The sequence below is a fragment of the Myxococcus qinghaiensis genome, assembly GCF_024198215.1.
Lineage (GTDB): Bacteria > Myxococcota > Myxococcia > Myxococcales > Myxococcaceae > Myxococcus > Myxococcus qinghaiensis.
Map to the genome: position 1 here is coordinate 363945 of NZ_JAKCFA010000002.1, position 21361 is coordinate 385305.

The 21361-nt window shown below is 69.5% G+C and carries 17 protein-coding genes; 13 read left to right on the top strand and 4 right to left on the bottom strand.

What is annotated here, in order from left to right; genetic code table 11:
* Positions 1 to 22 precede the first annotated feature (22 nt).
* The 6 genes from LZ199_RS04020 to LZ199_RS04045 all read left to right on the top strand — a co-directional run bounded on the left by LZ199_RS04020 (position 23) and on the right by LZ199_RS04045 (position 6512).
* Positions 23 to 1087 (top strand): HlyD family secretion protein, encoded by a 1065-nt coding sequence (locus tag LZ199_RS04020; protein WP_253992301.1) that lies wholly within the window; start codon positions 23 to 25, stop codon positions 1085 to 1087.
* The gene (locus LZ199_RS04025; protein WP_253992302.1) at positions 1084 to 1845 is read left to right on the top strand and encodes an ABC transporter ATP-binding protein; all 762 of its coding nucleotides are present in this window, start codon (positions 1084 to 1086) and stop codon (positions 1843 to 1845) included. The genes LZ199_RS04020 and LZ199_RS04025 overlap by 4 nt, the downstream gene beginning before the upstream one ends.
* Positions 1842 to 2780: an ABC transporter ATP-binding protein gene (locus tag LZ199_RS04030; protein WP_253992303.1), complete on the top strand. Its 939-nt coding sequence runs from the start codon at positions 1842 to 1844 to the stop codon at positions 2778 to 2780. Before LZ199_RS04025 ends, LZ199_RS04030 begins: the two co-directional genes overlap by 4 nt.
* Positions 2781 to 2784: 4 nt before the next feature.
* A complete protein-coding gene (locus LZ199_RS04035; RefSeq protein WP_253992304.1) occupies positions 2785 to 3918 on the top strand; it encodes an ABC transporter permease in 1134 nt (377 codons plus the stop codon).
* A gap of 17 nt (positions 3919 to 3935) precedes the next feature.
* On the top strand, positions 3936 to 5072 hold the full coding sequence (locus tag LZ199_RS04040; RefSeq protein ID WP_253992305.1) for an ABC transporter permease: 1137 nt from the start codon (positions 3936 to 3938) through the stop codon (positions 5070 to 5072).
* A 153-nt stretch (positions 5073 to 5225) separates the two neighbouring features.
* Complete coding sequence (locus tag LZ199_RS04045; protein WP_253992306.1) at positions 5226 to 6512, top strand: MFS transporter; 1287 nt, start codon at positions 5226 to 5228, stop codon at positions 6510 to 6512.
* A gap of 126 nt (positions 6513 to 6638) precedes the next feature.
* Here the strand turns inward: LZ199_RS04045 and LZ199_RS04050 are convergent, their stop codons facing one another.
* Both LZ199_RS04050 and LZ199_RS04055 read right to left on the bottom strand, forming a co-directional pair.
* Entirely contained in the window at positions 6639 to 6833 is a 195-nt protein-coding gene (locus tag LZ199_RS04050) for a hypothetical protein (RefSeq protein ID WP_253992307.1), read from the bottom strand.
* Positions 6834 to 6917: 84 nt separating this feature from the next.
* Complete coding sequence (locus LZ199_RS04055; protein WP_253992308.1) at positions 6918 to 8168, bottom strand: threonine aldolase family protein; 1251 nt, start codon at positions 8166 to 8168, stop codon at positions 6918 to 6920.
* 387 nt (positions 8169 to 8555) lie between these two features.
* On the opposite strand from LZ199_RS04055, the gene LZ199_RS04060 reads away from it, so the two are divergent.
* The 3 genes from LZ199_RS04060 (at position 8556) to LZ199_RS04070 (ending at position 12950) form a co-directional block, all read left to right on the top strand.
* Positions 8556 to 9992 (top strand): esterase/lipase family protein, encoded by a 1437-nt coding sequence (locus LZ199_RS04060; RefSeq protein ID WP_253992309.1) that lies wholly within the window; start codon positions 8556 to 8558, stop codon positions 9990 to 9992.
* Positions 9993 to 10081: 89 nt separating this feature from the next.
* Positions 10082 to 11533 (top strand): hypothetical protein, encoded by a 1452-nt coding sequence (locus tag LZ199_RS04065; protein WP_253992310.1) that lies wholly within the window; start codon positions 10082 to 10084, stop codon positions 11531 to 11533.
* Positions 11534 to 11591: 58 nt separating this feature from the next.
* Positions 11592 to 12950, top strand: coding sequence for an MFS transporter (locus tag LZ199_RS04070; protein ID WP_253992311.1), 1359 nt, complete (start codon positions 11592 to 11594; stop codon positions 12948 to 12950).
* On the opposite strand, the gene LZ199_RS04075 is transcribed toward LZ199_RS04070, so the two are convergent.
* Positions 12904 to 13674: a 3-hydroxybutyrate dehydrogenase gene (locus tag LZ199_RS04075; RefSeq protein ID WP_253992312.1), complete on the bottom strand. Its 771-nt coding sequence runs from the start codon at positions 13672 to 13674 to the stop codon at positions 12904 to 12906. The genes LZ199_RS04070 and LZ199_RS04075 overlap by 47 nt on opposite strands.
* Before the next feature lie 117 nt (positions 13675 to 13791).
* Between LZ199_RS04075 and LZ199_RS04080 the strand changes: the two genes are divergently transcribed.
* From LZ199_RS04080 to LZ199_RS04095, 4 genes are all read left to right on the top strand, one after another.
* Positions 13792 to 15573: a hypothetical protein gene (locus tag LZ199_RS04080; RefSeq protein WP_253992313.1), complete on the top strand. Its 1782-nt coding sequence runs from the start codon at positions 13792 to 13794 to the stop codon at positions 15571 to 15573.
* Between the two features lie 115 nt (positions 15574 to 15688).
* Positions 15689 to 16786: an endonuclease/exonuclease/phosphatase family protein gene (locus LZ199_RS04085; protein WP_253992314.1), complete on the top strand. Its 1098-nt coding sequence runs from the start codon at positions 15689 to 15691 to the stop codon at positions 16784 to 16786.
* Between the two features lie 57 nt (positions 16787 to 16843).
* Complete coding sequence (locus LZ199_RS04090) at positions 16844 to 17833, top strand: bile acid:sodium symporter family protein (RefSeq protein WP_253992315.1); 990 nt, start codon at positions 16844 to 16846, stop codon at positions 17831 to 17833.
* A gap of 78 nt (positions 17834 to 17911) precedes the next feature.
* A complete protein-coding gene (locus LZ199_RS04095; protein ID WP_253992316.1) occupies positions 17912 to 18844 on the top strand; it encodes a bifunctional helix-turn-helix transcriptional regulator/GNAT family N-acetyltransferase in 933 nt (310 codons plus the stop codon).
* A 106-nt stretch (positions 18845 to 18950) separates the two neighbouring features.
* Here LZ199_RS04095 and LZ199_RS04100 read toward each other — a convergent pair whose 3' ends face one another.
* Complete coding sequence (locus tag LZ199_RS04100) at positions 18951 to 21347, bottom strand: gluzincin family metallopeptidase (protein WP_253992317.1); 2397 nt, start codon at positions 21345 to 21347, stop codon at positions 18951 to 18953.
* Positions 21348 to 21361: the final 14 nt, after the last annotated feature.

Sequence of the window (21361 nt, forward strand, 5' to 3'; positions counted from 1 at the left end):
CGCGGCATCGAGGAGAGGCTCCATGCGACGTGCCGTCGTGGTGTTCGTGGTCCTGGTGGTGGTGCTCGCCACTTTGTTGGGGGTGCGCATCCTGAAGGACCGGCGGGCCGCGGAGGGACCCGCGGGAGGCTCGGGCGTGGTGGAGGGCACGGCGGTGGATGTGCGGGCCCGGCTCAATGCGCGAGTGGTGACGCGGCATGTGGAGGAAGGCGCGCGCGTGGAGAAGAACGCGGTGCTCGTCACCCTGGACTGCACGGAGCCCGAGGCGGGGCTGAGTGAAGCCACCGCGCGACTGGCCATGGCGCAGGCGCAAGCAGACGGTGCGCGCGCGGTGGCGGTGGCCGCGGGACGAAGCAGCGAGGCCGTGGCCGCGCAGGCCGAGGGAAGCCAGGCGCAGATCGCCTCGCTGGCGGACCAGCATGGACTGGCCCAGCGACAGGCGGACCGTCTCCAGCAGATGGGAGACGCGACGACCGCGGCCTCGTTGGACCAGGCGCGCGCGCAGGCCCAGTCCCTGGAGCAGCAGCTCGCGGCGGCGAGACATGCGAGCACGGCGGCATCCCGCCAGGCCCGCGCCGCGACGGAGCAGGAGCGTGCCAGCATCCAGCAGGCCGAGTCCGCGCTGCGCGCCATCCAGGCCGCGGAGGCCACGGTGCGCCGGGCCCAGGTGTCGGTGGCGGAGTGCGAGCTGCGCGCGCCGCTGAGCGGCACGGTGGAGACGCTGCCCTTGGAGGTGGGCGAGCTGGCCCTGCCGGGCGCCGTCGTCGCGCGACTGGTGGACACGCACCGGCCGAAGGCGACCTTCTACCTGCCCAACGCGGAGCTGGCGGCGGCGAAGCCGGGGCAGTCCGCCACGGTGCGCGCGGACGCGTATCCCGACCGCACGTTCAATGCGCGCGTCGTCACCGTGGCGCGCGAGGCCGCCTTCACCCCTCGCAACGTGCAGACGCGCGGCGACAGGGACCGACTCGTCTACCCCGTCGAGGTGCACATCGACGCGCCCGAAGGCGTGCTGCTTCCGGGCATGCCCGTGGATATCACGCTGGGGCCGGCGAACGACGCGGCGGTGGCGGAGCAACGGCCGTGAGCACCCGCCCCGAGGTGGACGTGTCGCTGGAGGACGTGCGTCGTGCCTTCGGAGCGGCGCAGGCGCTGAAGGGCGTGTCGCTGGCCGTCCACACCGGAGAGGTCTACGGGCTGGTGGGGCCGGACGGCGCGGGGAAGACGACGGCCATCCGGTTGATGGCGGGACTGCTGCTCCCCGACGCGGGGCACGTGAGGATGCTCGGCGAGGACCCGGCGAATACGCGCTCCTCCGTGCGCGAGTCCCTGGGGCTGGTGCCGCAGCGGAACACGCTCTACGGAGACTTGAGCGTCGACGAGAACCTGCGCTTCTTCTCGCGGCTGTTCGGCCTCTCGAAGCAGGACTTCGCCGAGCGACGCGAGCGCCTGCTGGATATCACCCGACTGGGCCGCTTCACGGACCGGCGCGCGGATGCGCTGTCGGGCGGCATGTACAAGAAGCTGGCGCTGGCGTGCGCCCTGCTCCACCGGCCCCGCGTGCTGCTCCTGGACGAGCCCACCAACGGCGTGGACCCGGTGAGCCGCCGCGAGCTGTGGGAGCTGCTGTATGGCCTGGTCCACGAGGGCATGACGCTGCTGGTGTCCACGCCGTACATGGACGAGGCGGCGCGGTGCCACCGGGTGGGCCTGCTCTACTCAGGAGAGCTCATCGCGGAGGGAGACCCTCGGGAGCTGGCGCGCCAGCACGGGGCGGCGGCCAACAACTTCGAGGCGGTCTTCCTGGCCCTCGTCGAGAAGCGCGACGGCGGGAGGGCCGCATGACTCCGGCCATCGAGGTGCAGCACCTGACGCGGCGCTTCGGGAGCTTCACGGCCGTGGACGACGTGAGCTTCGAGGTGGGCACGGGCGAAATCTTCGGATACCTGGGCGCCAACGGCGCGGGCAAGTCCACCACCATCCGGATGCTGTGCGGCCTGCTGAAGCCCACCGGGGGTGGCGCGCGCGTCGCGGGCTTCGACGTGGACAAGGAGCCCGAGCGCGTGAAGGCCGGCATCGGCTACATGTCCCAGAAGTTCTCGCTGTACCTGGACCTGAGCGTGAGGGCGAACCTGGAGTTCTTCGCCTCCGCCTACGGCGCCTATGGCCGGGAGCTGGAGACGCGCATCGGGGAGATGGTAGAGCGGATGCAGCTCGGCGCCGTGCAGGACGAGGTGACGGGGGCGCTGCCCGGAGGACTGCAGCAGCGCGTGGCGCTGGCGAGCGCGGTGCTGCACCGGCCTCGCATCGTCTTCCTGGACGAGCCCACCGCGGGCGTGGACCCGATACAGCGCCGCTCCTTCTGGGAGCTGATTCGATACCTCGCCTCGCGCGGCACCACCGTCTTCGTCACCACGCACTACATGGACGAGGCGGAGAACTGCGCCCGCATCGGCATCATGGTGGACGGGAAGCTGGTGGCGCTGGACACGCCAGCGGGGCTGAAGCGGACGCACGCTCCGGGCCGGGTGCTGGAGGTGCGAGGCCCGCGCCTCGCCCCGGCGCTGGACTCGCTGCGCGGCATGGCGGGCGTGCTGGACGTGAGCCGCTTCGGCTCTGGCGCCACCGTGCGCGTGGACCCGGAGCGCCTGCCCGCGGAGGCCCTGGCGGACTGGCTGCGGGCGCGCGGCGTGGACCCGCTGGAGCTGGAGGACTCGGCGCCCACGCTGGATGACGTGTTCCTGGCGCTCACGGCCCGAGCGCAGCGGGGAGATGACTGAGCCCATGGCCTCGACACGTGTGAATCACAGGGTGGGTCGCATCCTCGCGATGGCGGGCAAGGAGGTGCTGCACATCCGGCGCGACATCCGCACCCTCTACCTGGCCCTGGCGATGCCGGTGGTGATGCTGGTGCTGTTCGGCTTCGGCATCAGCTTCGACGTGGACCACCTGGAGCTGGCCGTCGTGGACCAGGACCGCACGGACCTGTCGCGAGAGCTGGTGCGCCAGGTCACCGCGTCCCAGGAGTTCGTGGTCGTCCAGGACGGCACGTCGCCGGACGAAGCAGTCGGGGCGCTGCGCAAGGGCACCGCGATGAGCGTGCTCCTCATCAAGAAGGGGTTCGCCGAGGACGTGAAGCGCGGAGGCGCCCAGGTCCAGTTGCTGGTGGACGGCGCGGACGGAAACTCGGCCACGCAGGCGCTCGCCAAGGCCCAGGCCCTGGTGGAGATGGCGGGCCGGAAGCTGGGAGGTCCGGTGCGAGTGGCCGCGCCTCCGCTGGAAGCACGCGTGCGCACGCTGTTCAATCCGGATGCGCGCTCGGCGATGTTCCTGGTGCCGGGCCTGGCGGCGTATCTCCTGGCCATCGTCGCGGTACTCATCACCGCGCTGACGGTGGCGCGCGAGTGGGAGCGAGGCTCCATGGAGCAGCTCTTCGCGACGCCCGTGGGCCGGCTGGAGATTGTCGTGGGCAAGCTGCTGCCCTACCTGGGCATCGGCCTGCTCCAGGTATTGCTGGTGCTCACGGTGGGCGCGTGGGTGTTCGACGTTCCGGTGCGAGGAAGCCTCGTCGCCCTGAGCCTGGGCTCGGTCCTGTTCCTGGTGGGGATGCTCGGACAGGGGCTGCTCATCTCGGTGGTGACGCGCAACCAGGTGGTTGCGACGCAGGTGGCGACGATGACGTCCGTGCTGCCGTCGATGCTGCTGTCGGGCTTCATCTTCCCCATCGAGAACCTGCCGACGCCGCTCAAGCTCATCAGCACGTTGATTCCCGCGCGGTACTACGTGGCGACGCTGCGCGGGGTGCTCCTGCGCGGCAATGGCCTGGACGTCCTGTGGCCGCAGCTGGTGGCCCTGGCCCTGTTCGCGGCCCTCATGTTGGTGGTGGCGACCCGCCGCTTCCAGCGTCGACTGGACTGAAGGGAGGCTGGGCGAACATGCATCCGCTGGTGGTGCAGTACCGCGCGGTGGTGGTGAAGGAGGTGCGCCAGACCGCGAGAGACCGCCGGGTCATGGCGCTCATCACGCTGGCTCCGCTGATGCAGCTCTTCCTGCTCGGCTTCGCGGTGAACTTCGACGTGCGCCATGTCCCCACGGTGGTGGTGGACCGGGACAAGACGGCGGAGAGCCGCGACTACGCGCGCTCCCAGCTCGCCGGGGACACGCTCGACTCGAAGGCCGAGGTCTCCGACGAGCTCGCCGCCGAGGAGGCCTTGGAACGCGGGGAGGCCTCCGTGGCGCTCATCTTCCCTCGGGACTTCCAGAAGGACCTGCTGCGGGGCGAGGGCGCGCAGGTGCAGGCGCTGGTGGATGGCTCGGACCCGACGCGCTCGTCCGTCGCGGCGAACGCGGTGGCGCAGTACGCGGTGCTCAGGGCGATGCAACTGGCACAAGCGCAGGCACAGGCCCGGGGCGAGACGCCGCCCCGCTCGCCGGTGGAGCTGATGCCACGCGTGCTCTACAACCCGGAGCTGTCCACGTCCGTGTACGTGGTGCCGGGCATCGCCGCGATGCTGCTGCTCATCGTCACCACGGTCATCATGGCCATGGGCCTCTCCCGTGAGCGCGAGACGGGGACGCTGGAGCAGCTCCAGGTGACACCGCTGCGCCCTGGCATCCTGATGGCGGGCAAGGTGACGCCGTTCCTGTTGATTGGCCTGGTGGACGTGGGGCTCGCGCTGAGCGTGGGCGCCTGGGTCTTCAAGGTTCCCCTGCGCGGAAGCCTCACGCTCGTCGCGGTGGCCACCCTCTTCTACCTGCTGTCCACCCTGGGCGTGGGCCTGCTCATCGCGACGGTGAGCCGCACGCAGCAGCAGGCGTTCGTCGGGGGGTTCCTCTTCGTGCTGCCCGCGGTGCTCCTGTCCGGGGTGATGAGCCCCATCCGGGCGATGCCGGACTGGCTGGCGTGGCTGACGTACCTGAACCCCGTGCGCTACTACGTGGAGGTCTTGCGCGGCGCGCTGCTCAAGGAAGCGGGACTGGGTGACTTGTGGCGGCAGGTGCTCGCGCTCGCCGTCTTCGGCTTCATGATGATGGCCGTGGCCTCGCGCCGCTTCCAGAAGACGTCTGCCTGAGTCACACCTCGAAAGGGGGGCGCTACCGTAGTCCAGGACGCGCCCGCCGTGGGGACCGGCGAACAGGAGGCAGGCGGCCCGAGTGCTCTCCCTCCGCGTCCTCACACTGTGACTGGAAAGGCCGGCGGGCGTGCGTTACAGCCCCGCTCCAGCATGTCAGAGACCGCCGCCCCTTCCCTCTCCGTCTTCCGTCACCGTGACTTCCGCACGTACCAGATCGCCCGGCTCTGCGCGGTGCTCGCCATGCAGATCGAGTCCGTGGCCATCGGCTGGCAGGTCTATGAAGTGACGGGCAGCGCCCTGGCCCTGGGCTACACGGGCCTTGCCCAGTTCGTGCCCTTCCTCGCCTTCTGTCTGATTGGCGGACAGGTCGCCGACCGGTTTGATCGCCGCATCATCCTGGCCATCTGCCAGAGCGTGATGTTGCTGTGCAGCCTCGCGCTGCTGTCCTTCTCCCTGGGCCACATCACGGACGTGCGCTTCGTTTACGGAGTCCTGGTCCTCTTCGGAACGGCCCGCGCGTTCTACGCCCCCGCTGGCGGAGCGCTCACACCGCACCTGGTGCCGAAGGACGAGCTGACGCGCGCGGTCGCCGTGAACTCCACCACGTGGCAGGTGGCCACCATCGCGGGCCCGGCGGTCGGCGGAGTCCTCTACGGCTGGGCGGGAGCCACCGGGGCGTATCTGGGCTCCGCGTCGCTCTGCGCGCTGACGGTGGTGTGGATTCTCTCGTTGAAGGTGCGGACCGGCCGGGCCTCGTCGCAGCCGCTGTCCTTCTCCACGCTGGTGGCGGGCCTGGGCTTCGTGCGTCGGCAGCGGTTGCTCCTGGGGAGCATCACGCTGGACCTCTTCGCCGTGTTGCTGGGTGGCGCGGTGGCGCTGCTGCCCATCTACGCGCGGGACGTGCTGCACACGGGGCCCTGGGGACTGGGACTCTTGCGGTGCGCGCCGGCCGCGGGCGCGGCGGTGGTGGCCGTCATGCTGGCGATGCGTCCCCTGGCTGGCCGGGCGGGCTGGAAGATGTTCACGGCGGTGGCCATCTTCGGCGCGGCAACGCTCGTGTTCGGCATGAGCAAGTCCCTGCCGCTGTCCCTGGTGGCGCTGGCCATCGCGGGCGCCGCCGACATGGTGAGCGTGGTGGTGCGCCACACGCTGGAGCTGATGGCCACGCCGGACGAGATGCGCGGCCGAGTGGGCGCGGTGAACATGATGTGCATCGGCGCTTCCAACGAGCTGGGCGAGTTCCGCGCGGGCTGGCTCGCGGAGCACGTGGGCGCGATTCCGGCCGTCGTCACGGGAGCCGTGGGCACACTGGCCATCGTCGCCATCTGGGCCTGGGGCTTCCCCGAGCTGCGGAAGGTGGATCGGCTGGAGACCGCGGGACGCCCCACTCCGGCCGAGCCACAGCCGGCGGAGACTCCCACGGCCCAGGCGGGCTGAGCCTCGAGCTCACGCGGCGCCCAGAGTCACGGCTGGCGCCTGCCCGAGGGCGCCAACTCATCGCGCCCGTGGACTCGGGCCATCCGGGCGCGGCCTTGGCGCGCGCCCCCGGATGACCTGTGTCGCTCAGGCCTGCGCGCCCTCGTAGCTGACGCTCAGTCCCTTGTGGGTCACGGTGATGAGGGGCCGCCCCAGCCATCCGCAGTGCTTGCAGACGCCGCTGGGACCCGCCGCCGTGACACGTACCGGCAGGTCCGCCGCACAGACGGGGCAACCCTCGGGAATCATGAAGTCGCGCGTGGTGGGAAGTGCTTCGGTCATACCTTTGAGTTAACGCAGCGTCCGCCCTCCGCAATGGCGGCGGCCACCCGACGGACAAGCAGCCTGGCGACCAACCGCCCTCCCTCACGTCGCCTCGTCGAGGAACCTCCGGTAGGCACGAACGACGTCCGCATCGGAGACGTTGTCCAGGCCCTCGCTCACCTGAAGCTCCGTCTCGACGACGCCGGGCACCCGCGTGGGACTGAAGCCTCCCAGCCAGACGCCCGTGTCCCGCGCCACGTAGAAGGCGCGCAGTGAGAGCGCCTTCGCGTCTCCGCGCACGAACACACGGAACATGTTCGTCTGCACCGGACGCGGCAGCACGGTGAGGCGGCTGTCAGCCGCCAGGGCCTCGGTCAGCGCCTTCGCGCGCTTCACCTGCGCGGGGACTCGCGCCACCGCCGCGTCCAGCCGCATGGCCGCGGAGGCCACGTAGGGCGTCAGGTGGAAGAGGTTCCCTCCATGCCGGTGCCGCCAGATGCGCGCCTCTCGGATGAAGTCGCGGCCTCCCACCAGCATCGCCCCGCCCAGCGCGCCCACCCGCTTGTAGAAGGACACGTAGACGGAGTCGAAGCCCTTGCAGATCTCCGGAAAGGGCCGGTTGTAGAAGGGCTGGCACTCCCACAGCCGCGCCCCGTCCATGTGGAGCTTCACGCCCTTCTCCCGGCACGTCTTCTTCAGCTCCTCCAACTGCTCCCACGTCTGGAGCTGACCGCCCAGCCACCGCACCGGCAGCTCGACGCTCACGACGCCGAGCGGCTCCGGCGACTCGAGCACGTCCCTGGCCAGCAACGGCCGCGTCCAGGGAGAGACGATGACGTCATGCAGCCCATGCAACACCACGTGCGCGCTGTCCTCGTGCAACACATGGTGTGACGACGGGTGGACGCCGAAGTTCCGGTTCTTCAACGCGTCCGCATAGATTCGCAGCGCGCTGAGCTGCGCCATGGTGCCGGTGGGCATGTAGCAGCCCGCCTCGAAGCCCAACATCCCCGCGACCTTCTTCTCGAAGCCGTCGATGAACTCGCTGTCGCCGTAGAAGTCCCCCTTCACGCCCTGGCGCCGCATCCACTCGCCCACGGCGACGAGCTCCGCGCCCGGGTCATCCGACGCGTGCACCCCCGTGAGAGAGCCACGACAGGCCCGGCGGACCTCCTCCACCTCCGCGCGCGTGGGCTCCGCCGGGAACCCCTTCGTCTCCTTCGGAGCCTGCCGAGCCGGAGCCTTCGTCGGCGCGGGCGCCGCGGCACCCGCCGGGGCACTCCAGAGCGCACTCCCCGCGAGCAGGCTGGTCAACGACAGGAACTCACTCCGACTGAACTGATGACGGGACATGGAAATCCTCAACCAGGGGCCAGACGTCGCCCTCCCGCGAGCGTAGCCCCCACCCCGCCTCGACTCATTCGATTCCCGCCTCCGACACACCCCATCCCGAGTCCGGACACGTTGTTTCAATCCCTGCCGCTGTGTGTCTCCCCCTCACCGCCCGCCCCCAATCCCTGACGCAACGCAATATCCGACCACATCTCCAAAGGCCTCCAGCGCCTGACGCACTGCAATACTGATTCAGTATTCATGTTCGGATGACCAGAAATGTGAATCACCCTTCAACTTCATTTGCCGCCGGGACCACCCGTTTGGTACGGATCGCCGTGCTGTCACGGAAAGACGTGCCAGCGCCTCTCCACACAACATCAGCTAGCGATTGCAACGGAGCTACACATGGCAACGCGTCGCAGGGTTTTCCGCGCGGTGGTGGCTGTTGTCGGTCTGGTCGGAACGGCGTGCTCGGACCAGGAGCCGGCCGACGGAGGCCCAGGGCCGGACACGGAGGTCCCCGCCGCCGTGAAGGCGTGCCGTGAGCGCATCGCCGCGAAGACGTCCGAAGTTCAAGCGGCGAGCATCGACATCGCGACGTGGTCCATTGGCGACCCCGAGGAGATGAAGGAGATCACCACGGCGGTACCGCAGACGCAGGAGACCTACCGCGCCTATGACGGCAAGTACCGGCCCCTGTCGAACCATCCGGGCTGCTCCGTGGACAACCTCTACTACGACAAGACGAACACCGCCGGCACCACGCCCTACAAGGACGGCAACAACGACGGCAAGTGGACGGGCAACACCGCCTTCGGAGGTCCCAACAGCGCCACCGGGTTCATCGACGGAGACGTAGCCAAGATTCCGGGCTTCCCCTGTGCCGCGAAGGAATACGCCCAGCCCAACGAGGACACGACGAAGCCCATCGTCATCCTCGTCCACGGCAACTCCACCCGGCCCCACACGTGGGAGAAGTTCATCCTGCCGCCGGGCACGACGGTCAACACCGCCACGGAGAACGTCCAGTTCACCGGGGACACCGTCGCCCGCGCGCAGTTGGCGGAGACGCTCATCGCCCAGCGCTATCGCGTCATCGCCGTGGACTTCCGCACGGACATCGTCCCGGGCATCGACCCGTCCACCAACAACGCCACCCAGAACGCCGCGGGCAACATCGACCACGGCTGGTCCACGCCCATCCTCCAGTCGCTCATCAAGGCGGTGATGAAGGACCAGCCCAACCGGAAGGTGGCGCTCATCGCGCACTCGCTCGGCGTGACGGTGGCGCGCGACGCCCTGCGCCGGCTGTACGTGGAGTGGCGCTCCGGCCTGGCGGGTTCCATCAACCCCTTCCCCCAGGTGAGCCACGTCATCCTCGGCTCGGGCGCCAACCACGGCGTGTCCACGTATGACCCGCCCAGCTCGCTCTGCAACACCAACACCACCATGCGCGGCACCATCGTCTGCGAGATGGGCAGCCGCTCCAACTACTCCCAGACGTACTTCCACAAGCCGCTCAACGGTCCCCGGGACTTGTTCGCCACGCCCTGCGCGGACGGTGACTACGCCTTCGGCAAGACGGGCCAGTGCGGGGACAACGTCGTGAAGTACTACACGCTCACGATGACGGACAAGGAGCAGGGCACCAACTATCAGGACTTCTACGTGTCCGAGGCGGCCTCGCGCATCGAGATGGAGGGCTGCGTGACGAACACGCTGACCACGCTCAATGACTACGACACGAGCGGCTACTTCAACCGAGGCTTCATCGCCAACCACTTCGGCTCGCTCCGCTCGAACGCGGGGCTCGACCTGACGCTGCGCTACCTGGGCGAGTAACCCCCTCCTCTCCCCCCAGTCGGACCGGCGCGCGGCCTCCTCACCGCGCGCCGGTCCGAGCCTTTCCCGCCCTCCTCTTCGAGCCCCCCATGAAGCGACTTCCCTTCACCGCGTCCCTCTGCGTCCTGGCCCTCGGAACCTCGCCAGCGGCCTGGGCCCAGAGCACTGACTCAGCGCCCTCCTCTCCTCCCGCCGTGACCCAGGCGGAGCCCACGCCCACGCCCGCGCCTCCCGAAGCGCCCGCGCCCCAGGCCACCACCGACGCGACGTCCGCCGGAGAGCTCGCCGCCGAGAAGCCCACGGCGAAAGAAGCGGCCAAGAACCCCGAGGAGATGGCGGGCACCACCGAGGTCGTCGACACCCGCCCGCCGCCCGCCACCCGGCCGAGCCTGGCCGTGGGCAACGAGACGTTCTACGTGAAGCCCGTGCTCGCGCTCGCGGGCGGCCTCCACGTGGAGAACCTCATCCAGACGCTCAACCGCAACCGGGAGAGCCGCGCGACGACGGTGGCCCTCACCCGCTTCGGCTTCGAGGGCCGCCTGGGGCAGTACGTCTCCTTCCGCAGCGAGTTCGAGCGCAACATCCGCGCGCACGGCTCCGGCGTGTGGGAAGGCACCGCCTCCTTCAGCGTGAGAGACCAGGTCATCCGGCTCCAGCGCTGGGACGTCACGCTGGAGGCCGGCATCATCGTGGACCCGGCCAGCGTGGACTTCATCTCCACGCACATCGCCGACACGCTGCTCGCGGACAAGTACACGAGAGATCCGCTGCTCTACAGCGGCTTCAACCGGGGCCAGGGCGCGCAGGCCGCCTACGAGTGGAACGGCTTCCGTCTGGGCATGGGCTTCACCGCGGCCAATCCGCTGAGCACGTCCAGCTCCTACCAGGTGGGAGGCTCGTTCGGCGGTGGCAGCCGCTTCTGGGAGCGCCCCCTGGCCAACTACCGCAACGGCCAGCCCGATGACGACCTGCACTTCCAGGTCCTCAGTCCCTCGCTGTCGTACTCGCACGAGCTGTTCGAGGCGAAGGCCATGGCCCAGGTCTTCGACGTGAACTACCAGACGACGTCGCGCACGGACCCGCTGCTGCACGGCAACAACCTGCGCGGCAACCTGCTCTTCAAGCTGCACGCCAACGTGGGCATCCCCCTCTTCATCACCCCGTTCTTCAACTTCGCGCGCGTCACCAATGACGTGACGAACAGCACGCCGGGCTTCGCCGACCAGTTGCTCGGCACCCGGTACACCGCCACCAGCCTGGGCGCGGGCGTGGACGTCAACCTCCACGGGCGCTCGGGCATCGGCGTGCAGTTCAACCGCGTCGCGGACCGCTCGCCGTCCTTCGTCGCGGCCACTCAAGACGCGCCCGCTCGTGAGCCCGTCACCCGCACCACGCAGACGTTCCTCAACATCGGCGGCACCTACTGGTTCACCGAGGACGTGGCGATTGGCGGCCGGTACGCGCGCTACCAGAAGAAGCAGGACGGCGTCGACGACGAGATTGACGCGTCCTACTTCCTGACGCTCCGCCTCCAGCTCTAGCCCCTCGCCGACGCACGCCCACTTGAGCCCGATGTCCAGCCCAGAGGAGCAGCCCCCCATGGAAGCACCGGCGCAAGAGCAGCGGGACTCCATCCTGAAGGTGGCGGTGGCCAGCTTCATCGGCACCGCCATCGAGTGGTACGACTTCTTCCTCTACGGGACGGCGGCGGCGCTGGTGTTCAACCGCCTCTTCTTCCCGTCGTTCGACCCGCTCACCGGGACGATGGCCGCCTTCGGCACCTTCGCCGTGGGCTTCATCGCCCGCCCCCTGGGCGGCGTCGTCTTCGGCCACTATGGAGACAAGCTGGGCCGCAAGGCGATGCTCAGCGCCACGCTGATGCTGATGGGCGTGGCCACCTTCGCGGTGGGGCTGTTGCCCACGTATGAAACCGTGGGCCCCTGGGCTCCCGCGCTGCTCGTGCTGCTGCGGCTCATCCAGGGCTTCGGGCTCGGCGGCGAGTGGGGCGGCGCGGTGCTGATGGCGGTGGAGCACGCCCCCGCGCATCGCCGGGGGTTCTACGGAAGCTGGCCGCAGATGGGCGCCCCCGCGGGCCTGCTCGTGGCCACAGCGGTGTTCAGCTACTTCTCGCGGATGCCGGACGCCGCGTTCCTCGCGTGGGGCTGGCGCGTGCCCTTCCTGTTGAGCGCGGTGCTCATCGGCATGGGCGTGTTCATCCGGCTCAAGGTCGCGGAGTCGCCCGTCTTCAAGGCGCGTCCCAAGACGGAGGCCGCCGAGAGCATGCCGGTGATGGAAGCGCTCCGTCAGTATCCCCGGCAGATCCTCCTCGCCATGGGGGCGCGCTTCGCGGAGAACGGCTTCTTCTACATCATCACCACGTTCGTCCTCTCCTACGGGACGGAGCGGCTGGGACTGCCTCGCACCACGCTGCTCAACGGCGTGCTCATCGCGACGTCCGTGCACCTGGTGGCGATTCCCGCCTTCGGCGCGGCGTCGGACCGCTTCGGCCGCCGTCCCGTCTACCTGGCCGGCGCGCTGGGCTGCGGGTTGATGGCGTTCCCCTTCTTCTGGCTGCTCGACACGAAGGAGACGGGGCTCATCTGGCTGGCGATTACGCTGGGCATCATCGCCCACGCGGCCATGTACGGCCCGCAGGCCAGCTTCTTCTCGGAGCTGTTCGGCACCCGCGTGCGCTACAGCGCGGCGTCGCTCGGCTACCAGTTGGCGTCGGTGTTCGCCGGGGGGCTGTCACCCGTCATCGCCACCGCGCTCCTGACTCAGTCGGGAGGACAGGCCTGGCCGGTGTCGCTCTACATGGTGGCCCTGGCCGTCGTCACCCTCGTCTCCGTCTGGCTGTCGGCGGAGACCTACCGCGCCCACCTCACGGACGCGCCTCCCGCGGGAGCCGCGCTCAGCGAGCCGTCCAGCCACAGTCCATCACCTGCGCGGACCCCGTGATTCCCCCGGCGGCGTCCGAGCACAGGAAGCCGACGTAGGCGGCGACCTCCGCCGGCTCCAGCAGTCGCTTCACCGCCGCGGGCGCGAGCATGATCTTCTCCACGACCTCCGCTTCGGTGAGGCCATGGACGCGCGCCTGGTCGGCGATCTGCTTCTCCACCAGGGGCGTGCGCACGTAGCTGGGGCACACGGCGTTCACCGTGACGCCCCGGTCCGCGGCCTCCAGCGCCACCGTCTTCGTCAGGCCCATCAACCCGTGCTTCGCGGACACGTACGCGGACTTGTACGGCGAGGCGACCAGCCCGTGGAGCGAGGACACGTTGATGATGCGCCCCCACTTCCGGGCATACATCAGCGGCAGTGCGTGCCGCGTCAGCACGAAGGGCCCCACCAGCATGATGCGGATGAGCTGCTCCCATTTCTCCTCGGGGAACTCCTCCACCGGCGCCACGTGCTGCACGCCCGCGTTGTTGACCAGGATGTCCAGCCGCCCCCACTCCCGCTCCGCCCGCCCCACCAGCGCCTTGCAGTCCTCGCGCGAGGACACGTCCGTGCGCTGGAACAAGGCCCCCGGCAGCCGCGCCGCCGCCTGGGCACCGGCCACCTCGTCCAGGTCCGCCAGCAACACCTTCATCCCCTGGGCGGCCATCGACTCCGCCACCGCGAGACCGATTCCGTTCGCCGCTCCCGTGACGACCGCGCACCGAACTGAAGGTGAATTCATGTTCATGTGTCCATGGTGACGGAACGCGCCGTCCGGGGCAACGCCGCTCACGCGGGCTTCGCATGCCGCACCCCGCCTTGATGCGGATGACGCATTCAGGCGAAGGTGGAGACCTCCATGACGGAACGTCCATCTCGCGCGGGGACCACCGGAGCCTGGTGGCGCTGGCCCCGCTCGCTCGTGCTGGCGCTGGGACTGGGCATCCTCGTCTCGCTGCCGTCCTTGAACGTGGGACTGCTGCTCGATGACCTGGTGCACCGGCTCGTCCTCTCCGGGCGCCTGTCCTCCATGGGTGACTGGGGACCGCTGACGCTCTACGAGTTCGTGGGAGGCCCGCGCTCGGACCCGATGCGCTTGAGGGAGTCCGGGCTGTTGCCCTGGTGGGCCTCCGACTCGCTGGTGGTGCGCTTCTTCCGCCCGGTGCCCAGCGCGCTGCTCAGCCTGGACGCGTGGCTCTTCGACGACGCCCCCTTCCCCGCCCACCTGCACAGCCTCGCCTGGTTCCTGGGGCTGGTGACGCTGGTGGGGTGGTTTCACCGGCGCCTGTTGCCGCCCTCCGTGGCGGCGCTCGCCACCGTCCTCTACGCGGTGGCCGCCGCGCACCTGTTCCCCGTGGCCTGGCTCGCCTCGCGCCATCCCCTCATCTCCGCGCTGCTGGGACTGCTCGCCGTGGCCTCGCACGTGCGCGCCCGTGAGGAAGGCTGGAAGCCGGGCCGCGTCCTCGCGCCGCTGCTGATGGTGGCCGCGCTCCTCTCCGGAGAGGCGGCGCTCGGCTCGGTGGCGCTGCTGGGCGCCTATGAAGTGTTCGGCCGACGCGAGGGCTGGCGTCGGGCCACGGTCGAGCTTCTGCCCTTCGCGGTCCTCGCCATGCTCTATCTCGGCTTCTACGCGAGCCAGGGCTATGGCGCGCGCGGCAGCGGCGGCTACCTGGACCCCATCGGCGCGCCCGGGGCCTTCCTCGCCACCCTCCTCCAGCGCGTGTGCATCCTCGCGGGGGAGCTGGTGGTGGCCACGCCCTCCGACGCCGCCACCGGCACGCCCGCCCTGCACTCCGGCTTCGCGGCCTGGGGCGCGCTCACCACCGCGGGCGCGTTGCTGATGTTGCGCGCGCTCCGGCCACACCTGTCCGAGCAGGAGCGCGCCACGCTGCGCTGGCTGTTGCCCGGAGGGCTGGCCGCCACGATTCCCGGCGCGGCGGGCGTCATCGGCGGGCGCGTCCTCATGGTGCCGCTGCTCGCGGGCAGCGCGCTCGCGGCGGTGCTCATCGTCCGGGGTTGGGCTGCGGCGCGCGAGGCCTCACTCCCCCGCCGCCACCAGCTCCTGCTCCGCGCGGCCGTCGTCGTCCTGGTGCTGGGCCATGTCGTACTGGGGCCGCTGTTCCGCGTGGGACTGGGCGTCGCGCTGGGGCGAATCGCGGACGCGCAGTGGCGCATCGCCCGCGAGGCTCCTCCGTGCGAGGGGACCCTGGTCATGGTGGCCGCCTCGGACCCGAGCGTCTCCCTCTACGTGCCCGCCGCCATGCTGCTCCAGGGGCGGGCTCCGCGCCTCTACCGGCTGCTCAGCGCCGCGCCGCATGACCACGTCATCGAGCGGACCTCCCCAGAGGCCTTCGACCTGGTCGTGAGCGGCGCGCCGCGACACCCGGGCTTCTGGGAGCTGGTCAACCGGGACACGCCTCCGCCTGTCGGCACGAAGCTGCGGCTGGGGGACCTGAACATCACGGTGCTGGAGTCGAATGACGCGGGCTTCATGCGCGCGCACTTCGACTTCGGAAAGGCCCTGGAGTCGACCGAGCTCTGCTTCGTCACGTGGAGCGGAGACGGACTGCGCGCAATCACGCTTCCGCCTCCCGGCGAACATCTGTCTCTGCCTTACAGCCAAGGGCCAGCGCGGCTCTGAACAGTCGGACATGGACGGCTGTGCATGAGCCGACGCCGCTCTGGGATTCCTTTTGCCCGACGCGGGGGAACAGGGCCGGATTCGCCCCACTCCACCCCTGTCCCCGTCCGGGCCCATGACTCCACTTCGCCTCCTCCGTATCGCGCCGCTGCTCGCGTGCGCTCCGCTGTTCCTCGTTTCCTGCAATGACGACGACACCGACGACTCCGTCGAACCCGGCACCGCCCAGTTCAAGGTGATGACCCGCAACCTCTACCTGGGCGGCAACATCGAGCTGCTCGCCACGGCGCAGGCACCGCAGGACATCCCCGCCATCGCCGCCCAGCTCTACACGACGGTGCAGGCGACGAACTTCCCCGAGCGCGCCAAGGCGCTGGCGGATGAAATCCAGGGCGCGAACCCGGCTCTCGTGGGCCTGCAGGAGGTGTCCCTCTACCGCACGCAGAACCCGAGCGACTTCTCCTCCAACCCGCTGCCCAACGCGCAGACGGTGACGTACGACTTCCTGGCCATCCTGCTCGCGGAGCTGCAGAGCCGGGGGCTCAACTACCGCGCCGCCGCGACGGTGCAGAACGCGGACGCGGAGGTGCCCGCGGCGCTCGCCGGCAACGCCACGGACCTCACGGACGTGCGCCTCACGGACCGGGACGTCATCCTGGCGCGCGGCGACGTGCAGATCGCCAACGTCGTCACGGGCAACTACGCCTATGCGCAGGAGGTGCCCGTGGGCGGCGCGTCGATTCGCTTCCTGCGCGGCTTCACCAAGGTGGACGCCACGGTGGACGGCGCGCGCTTCACCTTCGTCAACACGCACCTGGAGACGTTGCAGCCCGGCAACGAGAACCAGGCCGCGGAGCTGGCCGCGCTTGTCCAGACGTACGACAAGCCGATCATCGTCGTCGGAGACCTGAACACCGGACCGGGCGCGGTGACCACGGGCTATCCCACCATCGTCAACACGACGACGGGGCTCGCGGATGCGTGGACCACGGTGGGCACGGGCGACGGCTTCACCTGCTGCTTCAGCGAGACGGTGAACGACACCACCACCACCGCGCTCGACGAGCGCATCGACCTGGTGCTGTACGCCGGCGACAACGTCAATCCCCAGTCCGCCGAGGTGGTGGGCGCGCTGCTCGACGACCGCACGGCCTCCGGCCTCTGGCCGTCAGACCACGCGGGCCTGGTGGTGGAGTTCCGGCTGGACCGCTGAGCCGTCGACACACTGGGGGCTGGAGGTCTCCCGAGGCAGGGAGTATTCAGCCCCCACATGTCTCTACGCCTCGTCAAACGGCTCGCGCGGGACTGGTTCCTCCTGGGAATGCTCGGGGCCGTCGGGTTGGCCCTCCTCTTCCCGGACTTCGGCCGGTCCGGCGGCGCGATGCACGCCGACGTCGTCACCAACGTGGGCATCTTCGCCGTGTTCTTCCTCCACGGCCTGGGCATGCCCATGGCGCAGCTCAAGGCCGGGGCGCTCCAGTGGCGACTGCACGTGCTGGTGCAGTCGTTCACCTTCGGGGTGTTCCCCCTCCTCTGGCTCCTGCTCAACCTCGCCTTCGGCGCCTGGGTGCCGGAGGACGTGACGCTCGGCTTCCTGTTCCTGTGCGCGGTGCCGTCCACCATCTCCTCGTCCGTGGCGATGACGGGCGCTGCCCGGGGCAACGTGGCCGGGGCCATCTTCGATGCGAGCCTGTCCAGCCTGCTCGGCATCTTCCTCACGCCGCTCATCGTCGGGCTGCTCGCGCACACCACCGGGCAGTCGCTCTCGCTGTCGGACGCCATCCGCAAGCTGTCGTTGTTGCTGCTCCTGCCGCTGGTGCTGGGACAGCTCGCCAGGCCGCTCCTGGGCGCGTTCTTCGCCCGCTACCGCAAGTACACCAACGGCGTGGACCGGCTGTTCATCCTCGTCCTCGTCTACGCCTCGTTCTGTGACTCCGTCTCGTCCGGCATCTTCAGCCGACATGGCGGAGCCATCGTGGCGCTCATCCTGGGCGGCGCGGTGCTCATCCTCGCCACCGTGTTGACGCTGAGCACGCTGGCGGCGCGGCGGCTGCGGTTCTCCACGGAGGACGAAATCGCCGCGGTCTTCTGTGGCTCGAAGAAGACGCTGGCCTCCGGTGTCCCCATGGCGCGGCTGTTGTTCGGCGCGCACCCGGGCCTGGGGCTCATCGTCCTGCCGCTCATGTTCTACCACCAGCTCCAGCTGCTGGTGTGCTCGGTGCTCGCGGAGCGCTACGCCAGCCGCCCACCGACGGCCTGAGCCTGGCGGTTGCCTGAGTCCAGGGCATCCCTGACAATGCATTCAGCGCAGCACGGCGCCTTGGAGAGCCGGGACGGAATGGCACAGACACGACGCGATCAGGGCGTGGCGGCGGTGCGACACTTCAATCGCTTCTACACGCAGAAGATTGGCGTGCTGGACGAAGGGCTCCTCAAGAGCGAGTTCTCGCTGACCGAGGCCCGCGTCATCTACGAGCTGTTCCACCGTGAGACGCCCACCGCCGCGGAGCTGAGCCGGGAGCTGGCGTTGGACCCGGGCTACCTCAGCCGGCTCTTGCGCAACTTCAGCACCCAGGGGCTCATCGAGAAGGTGACCTCCGCGACGGACGGTCGCCAGCACCTGGTGAAGCTGACGGAGAAGGGAGAAGAGACCTTCGAGCGGCTCAACAGCCGCTCCCACGACTCCATCCGCGCGCTCATCTCCCCCTTGCGAGCGGACGCGCGCCAGCGGCTCCTCGAAGCCATGCAGACCATCCAGGACCTGCTGGGCGACAAGCCCCCGGAGTCGGGCGCCAACGTCGTGCTGCGCGCCCACCGGCCGGGAGACATCGGCTGGGTGGTCCAGCGGCACGGCGTGCTCTACAGCCAGGAGTACGGCTGGGACGAGCGCTTCGAGGCGCTGGTCGCCAGCGTCGCCGCGAAGTTCATCCTGGAGCAGGAGCCCGCCCGGGAGCGCTGCTGGATCGCCGAGCTGAACGGCCGCAGCGTCGGCTCGGTGTTCCTGGTCCGCGACACGAAGACGGTGGCGAAGCTGCGCCTGCTGCTGGTGGAGCCTTCCGCGCGCGGGCTGGGCATCGGCGCGCGGCTGGTGGACACGTGCGTGGCCTTCGCGCGCGAGGCTGGCTACCGCAAGGTGCGGCTGTGGACGGACAGCCAGCTGCACGCCGCGCGGCGCGTCTACGAGGGCGCCGGCTTCGAGCGCGTCAGCGCGGAGCCGCACGACCAGTTCGGCGAGGGGCTCATCGGCGAGACGTGGGAGCTGAAGCTCTGAACGAACGAGGCGGCCTCCCCGACAGGGAAGGCGCCTCGAAGTGAAGTCTCCCGTCAGCGGTGGGAGCGAAGTCCCACCGTGACGGGAGGCGCCATGAGTCGCCGGACTACAGCGGCGTCACGCAGGCGCAGGTGCTGGCCGCGCCGTAGCAGGCGGCGCTGCTGCCCGCGGCCACCACGGAGTAGCAGGTGTTGTGGCCGGTGAGGACCTCACTGTCGACGTAGCTGGTCGCCGTCACGGTGGCGACGCGCGCCTTGCCGTACGTGCAGCCATTGATGCCGTCGGACTTCATCACCCAGTACTGCGTGGCGCCGCTGACGGCGCCCCAGCTCAGGGAGACCTGCCCCGTGCCGGGCGTCACCGTGACGGTGGGCTTCGCCGTCGGGCCGGCGCTACAGCCGCTGTTCACCGGCGCCGGCGTGGAACAGGCGATGTTGTGGCGGTTGAACGCGGCGTAGATGGCCGTCATGTGCGGCGTGCCGTCGTTGATGTTGCCGTTGTCGTCATCCGCCGCCAGCCACTGCTTGTAGCCGTTGGTGGCCGCGCAGCCGTCCGACGTGCCCGCGGTGCAGTTGCAGGCGTGCCACGAGCCGATGTTGCCGCTGCCCTGGTAGAACACCTTGTTGCCGATGTTCTGCGCCGTGTTCCAGTCGTAGTTGAACGGAGCGGACTGGAGGTCGCGGGCGATGAAGTCCCACGCGGCCTGACGCACCGGAGACGCGGCGCAGTGCACCTGACGGCTGCACGGTCCCGTGCCCGAGGAGCACCGGGTGCAGACGAAGTTCTGCGGCGTGGTGGGCGTGGGCGGGTTGTGGGCCGCGTAGTCGGCGTCACGGACACCCGAGCAGTTGGTCGCGCACCATGCGGCCCCCGTCTGCGCCTCGTTCACGTTGTAGCCCGTCCCATCCGCCGTCATGCCGCAACCCGGGTTTTGGGTCTGGAAGAAGCCGTAGCCCACGCACGACGCGGGAGACCGGCCGCTGGTGGGGGTGGCCGCGGGGTTGAACGGCAGGCGGTACATGGACGCGATGTCGGCGTAGGCCTCGCTGGAGTTGCTCAGCGTGCCGGCCGTGTCGTTGTCATCCATGCCGTGGCCCCACTCGTGGTCGAACACGGCGCCAATCTCGCCCGTGTTCCGGCACCCACCGCCGCTGCGGTAGAAGTTGACCGTGGAGCCGTTCCAGAAGGCGTTGCAGGTGTTGTTGATGTTGACGTTGGCCGTCATGGACGCCTGCAGCCACGCGTTGGTGGGCAGCCAGCCACGGGCCAGCTCCTTGATGCGGTTGAGCTCGTAGAACGCGCTGCGGGTCGCCGCGGTGTTGCCGGTCGAGGGCGACGGGCACGTGGTGGTCCCGTTCCCGAAGTTGATGTTGCCCGCTCCGCTGCCGCTGATGGCGCCGCACGAGTCGACGATGCGGATGTAGCGGCCCGCGAGCGTCGTGGTCGTCGTCCCGGACGTGTAGTCGTAGACGCCGTAGCCGTCCGTGTAGGCGCCCGGGACGACGTTGGCCCAGGGCATGGGGTAGTTGGGCTGCAGGACGCCGCAGAACGAACCCGCCGGGCACCCCGCGGGCACGCCCGTGTTGGTGAACGGGTAGACGCCACCCTTCACCGACTGGTCGAAGTAGTGGTTGTCGTCCTCGAGCGCGAGCACGTCACCGGTGGCGGCATCCACCGTCACCTTCCAGCGCTCGTTCTCGTTCTGGAGCTGGAAGCCGTACGTCCACACCAGCTGGTGCGCCATCCCCCTGGCGAAGCCCGCGCCCGGGACAGCGACTGGAGCGACCTCCAACGTGGGCGCCTGCCAGACCTCGGCCGGGCTCTCGTAGAGGCCGAAGCGCTCGTGCGCGACGACCATCGCCTTGTCCGCGTCCACCAGCGGCAGCGGCGCGATTCCGACGTTGGCCCACGACTCGGTGCCCAGGAGAATCAGGTTGCCGTGGCTGATGGTGGCCGCCAGCCGTCCGTAGCGGACGGGGATGCCCTGGTGCTGCTGGACGATGGAGACCTGCCAGAGGTCCGGGGTGATTTGGTCCACCCGGGCCTGCCCCAACTGGAGCATGTCCACGCCCACCGCGGCGCGGTTGGCCTCCACGAACTTGTAGACGAGGTCGGCGACGACGCCGCCATCCACCTTGTCCACGGAACGCCCGAGCTGCCTGCCCAGGCTGCCCAGGGTCAGCTTGTTGCCCACGCCATTGCCCGGGATGAGCGGGATGGCACCCTGGATGTTCGCGGCGGTGCCCGTGACGGAGTCGATGTAGATCTCGAAGTTGTTCCCGTTACGAGCGAAGAAGTCGTCCCAGACCTTCGCCACGTCGGGGCTCAGCTTGGGCAAGGCCTCTTTCAGAGGCACCTGACCGCTGGACAATGACAGCTCGGGCTTGAAGAACGCCTGAGTCGCCAGTGAGCCCTTGGTGGAGTGGGCGCCGGGGTCGAACCCGAACGCCTGGGACGTCGCCATCACTGCCATACATACGGCGGCTTTCACGACGCTGCGCATGCGGTGCTCCTTCA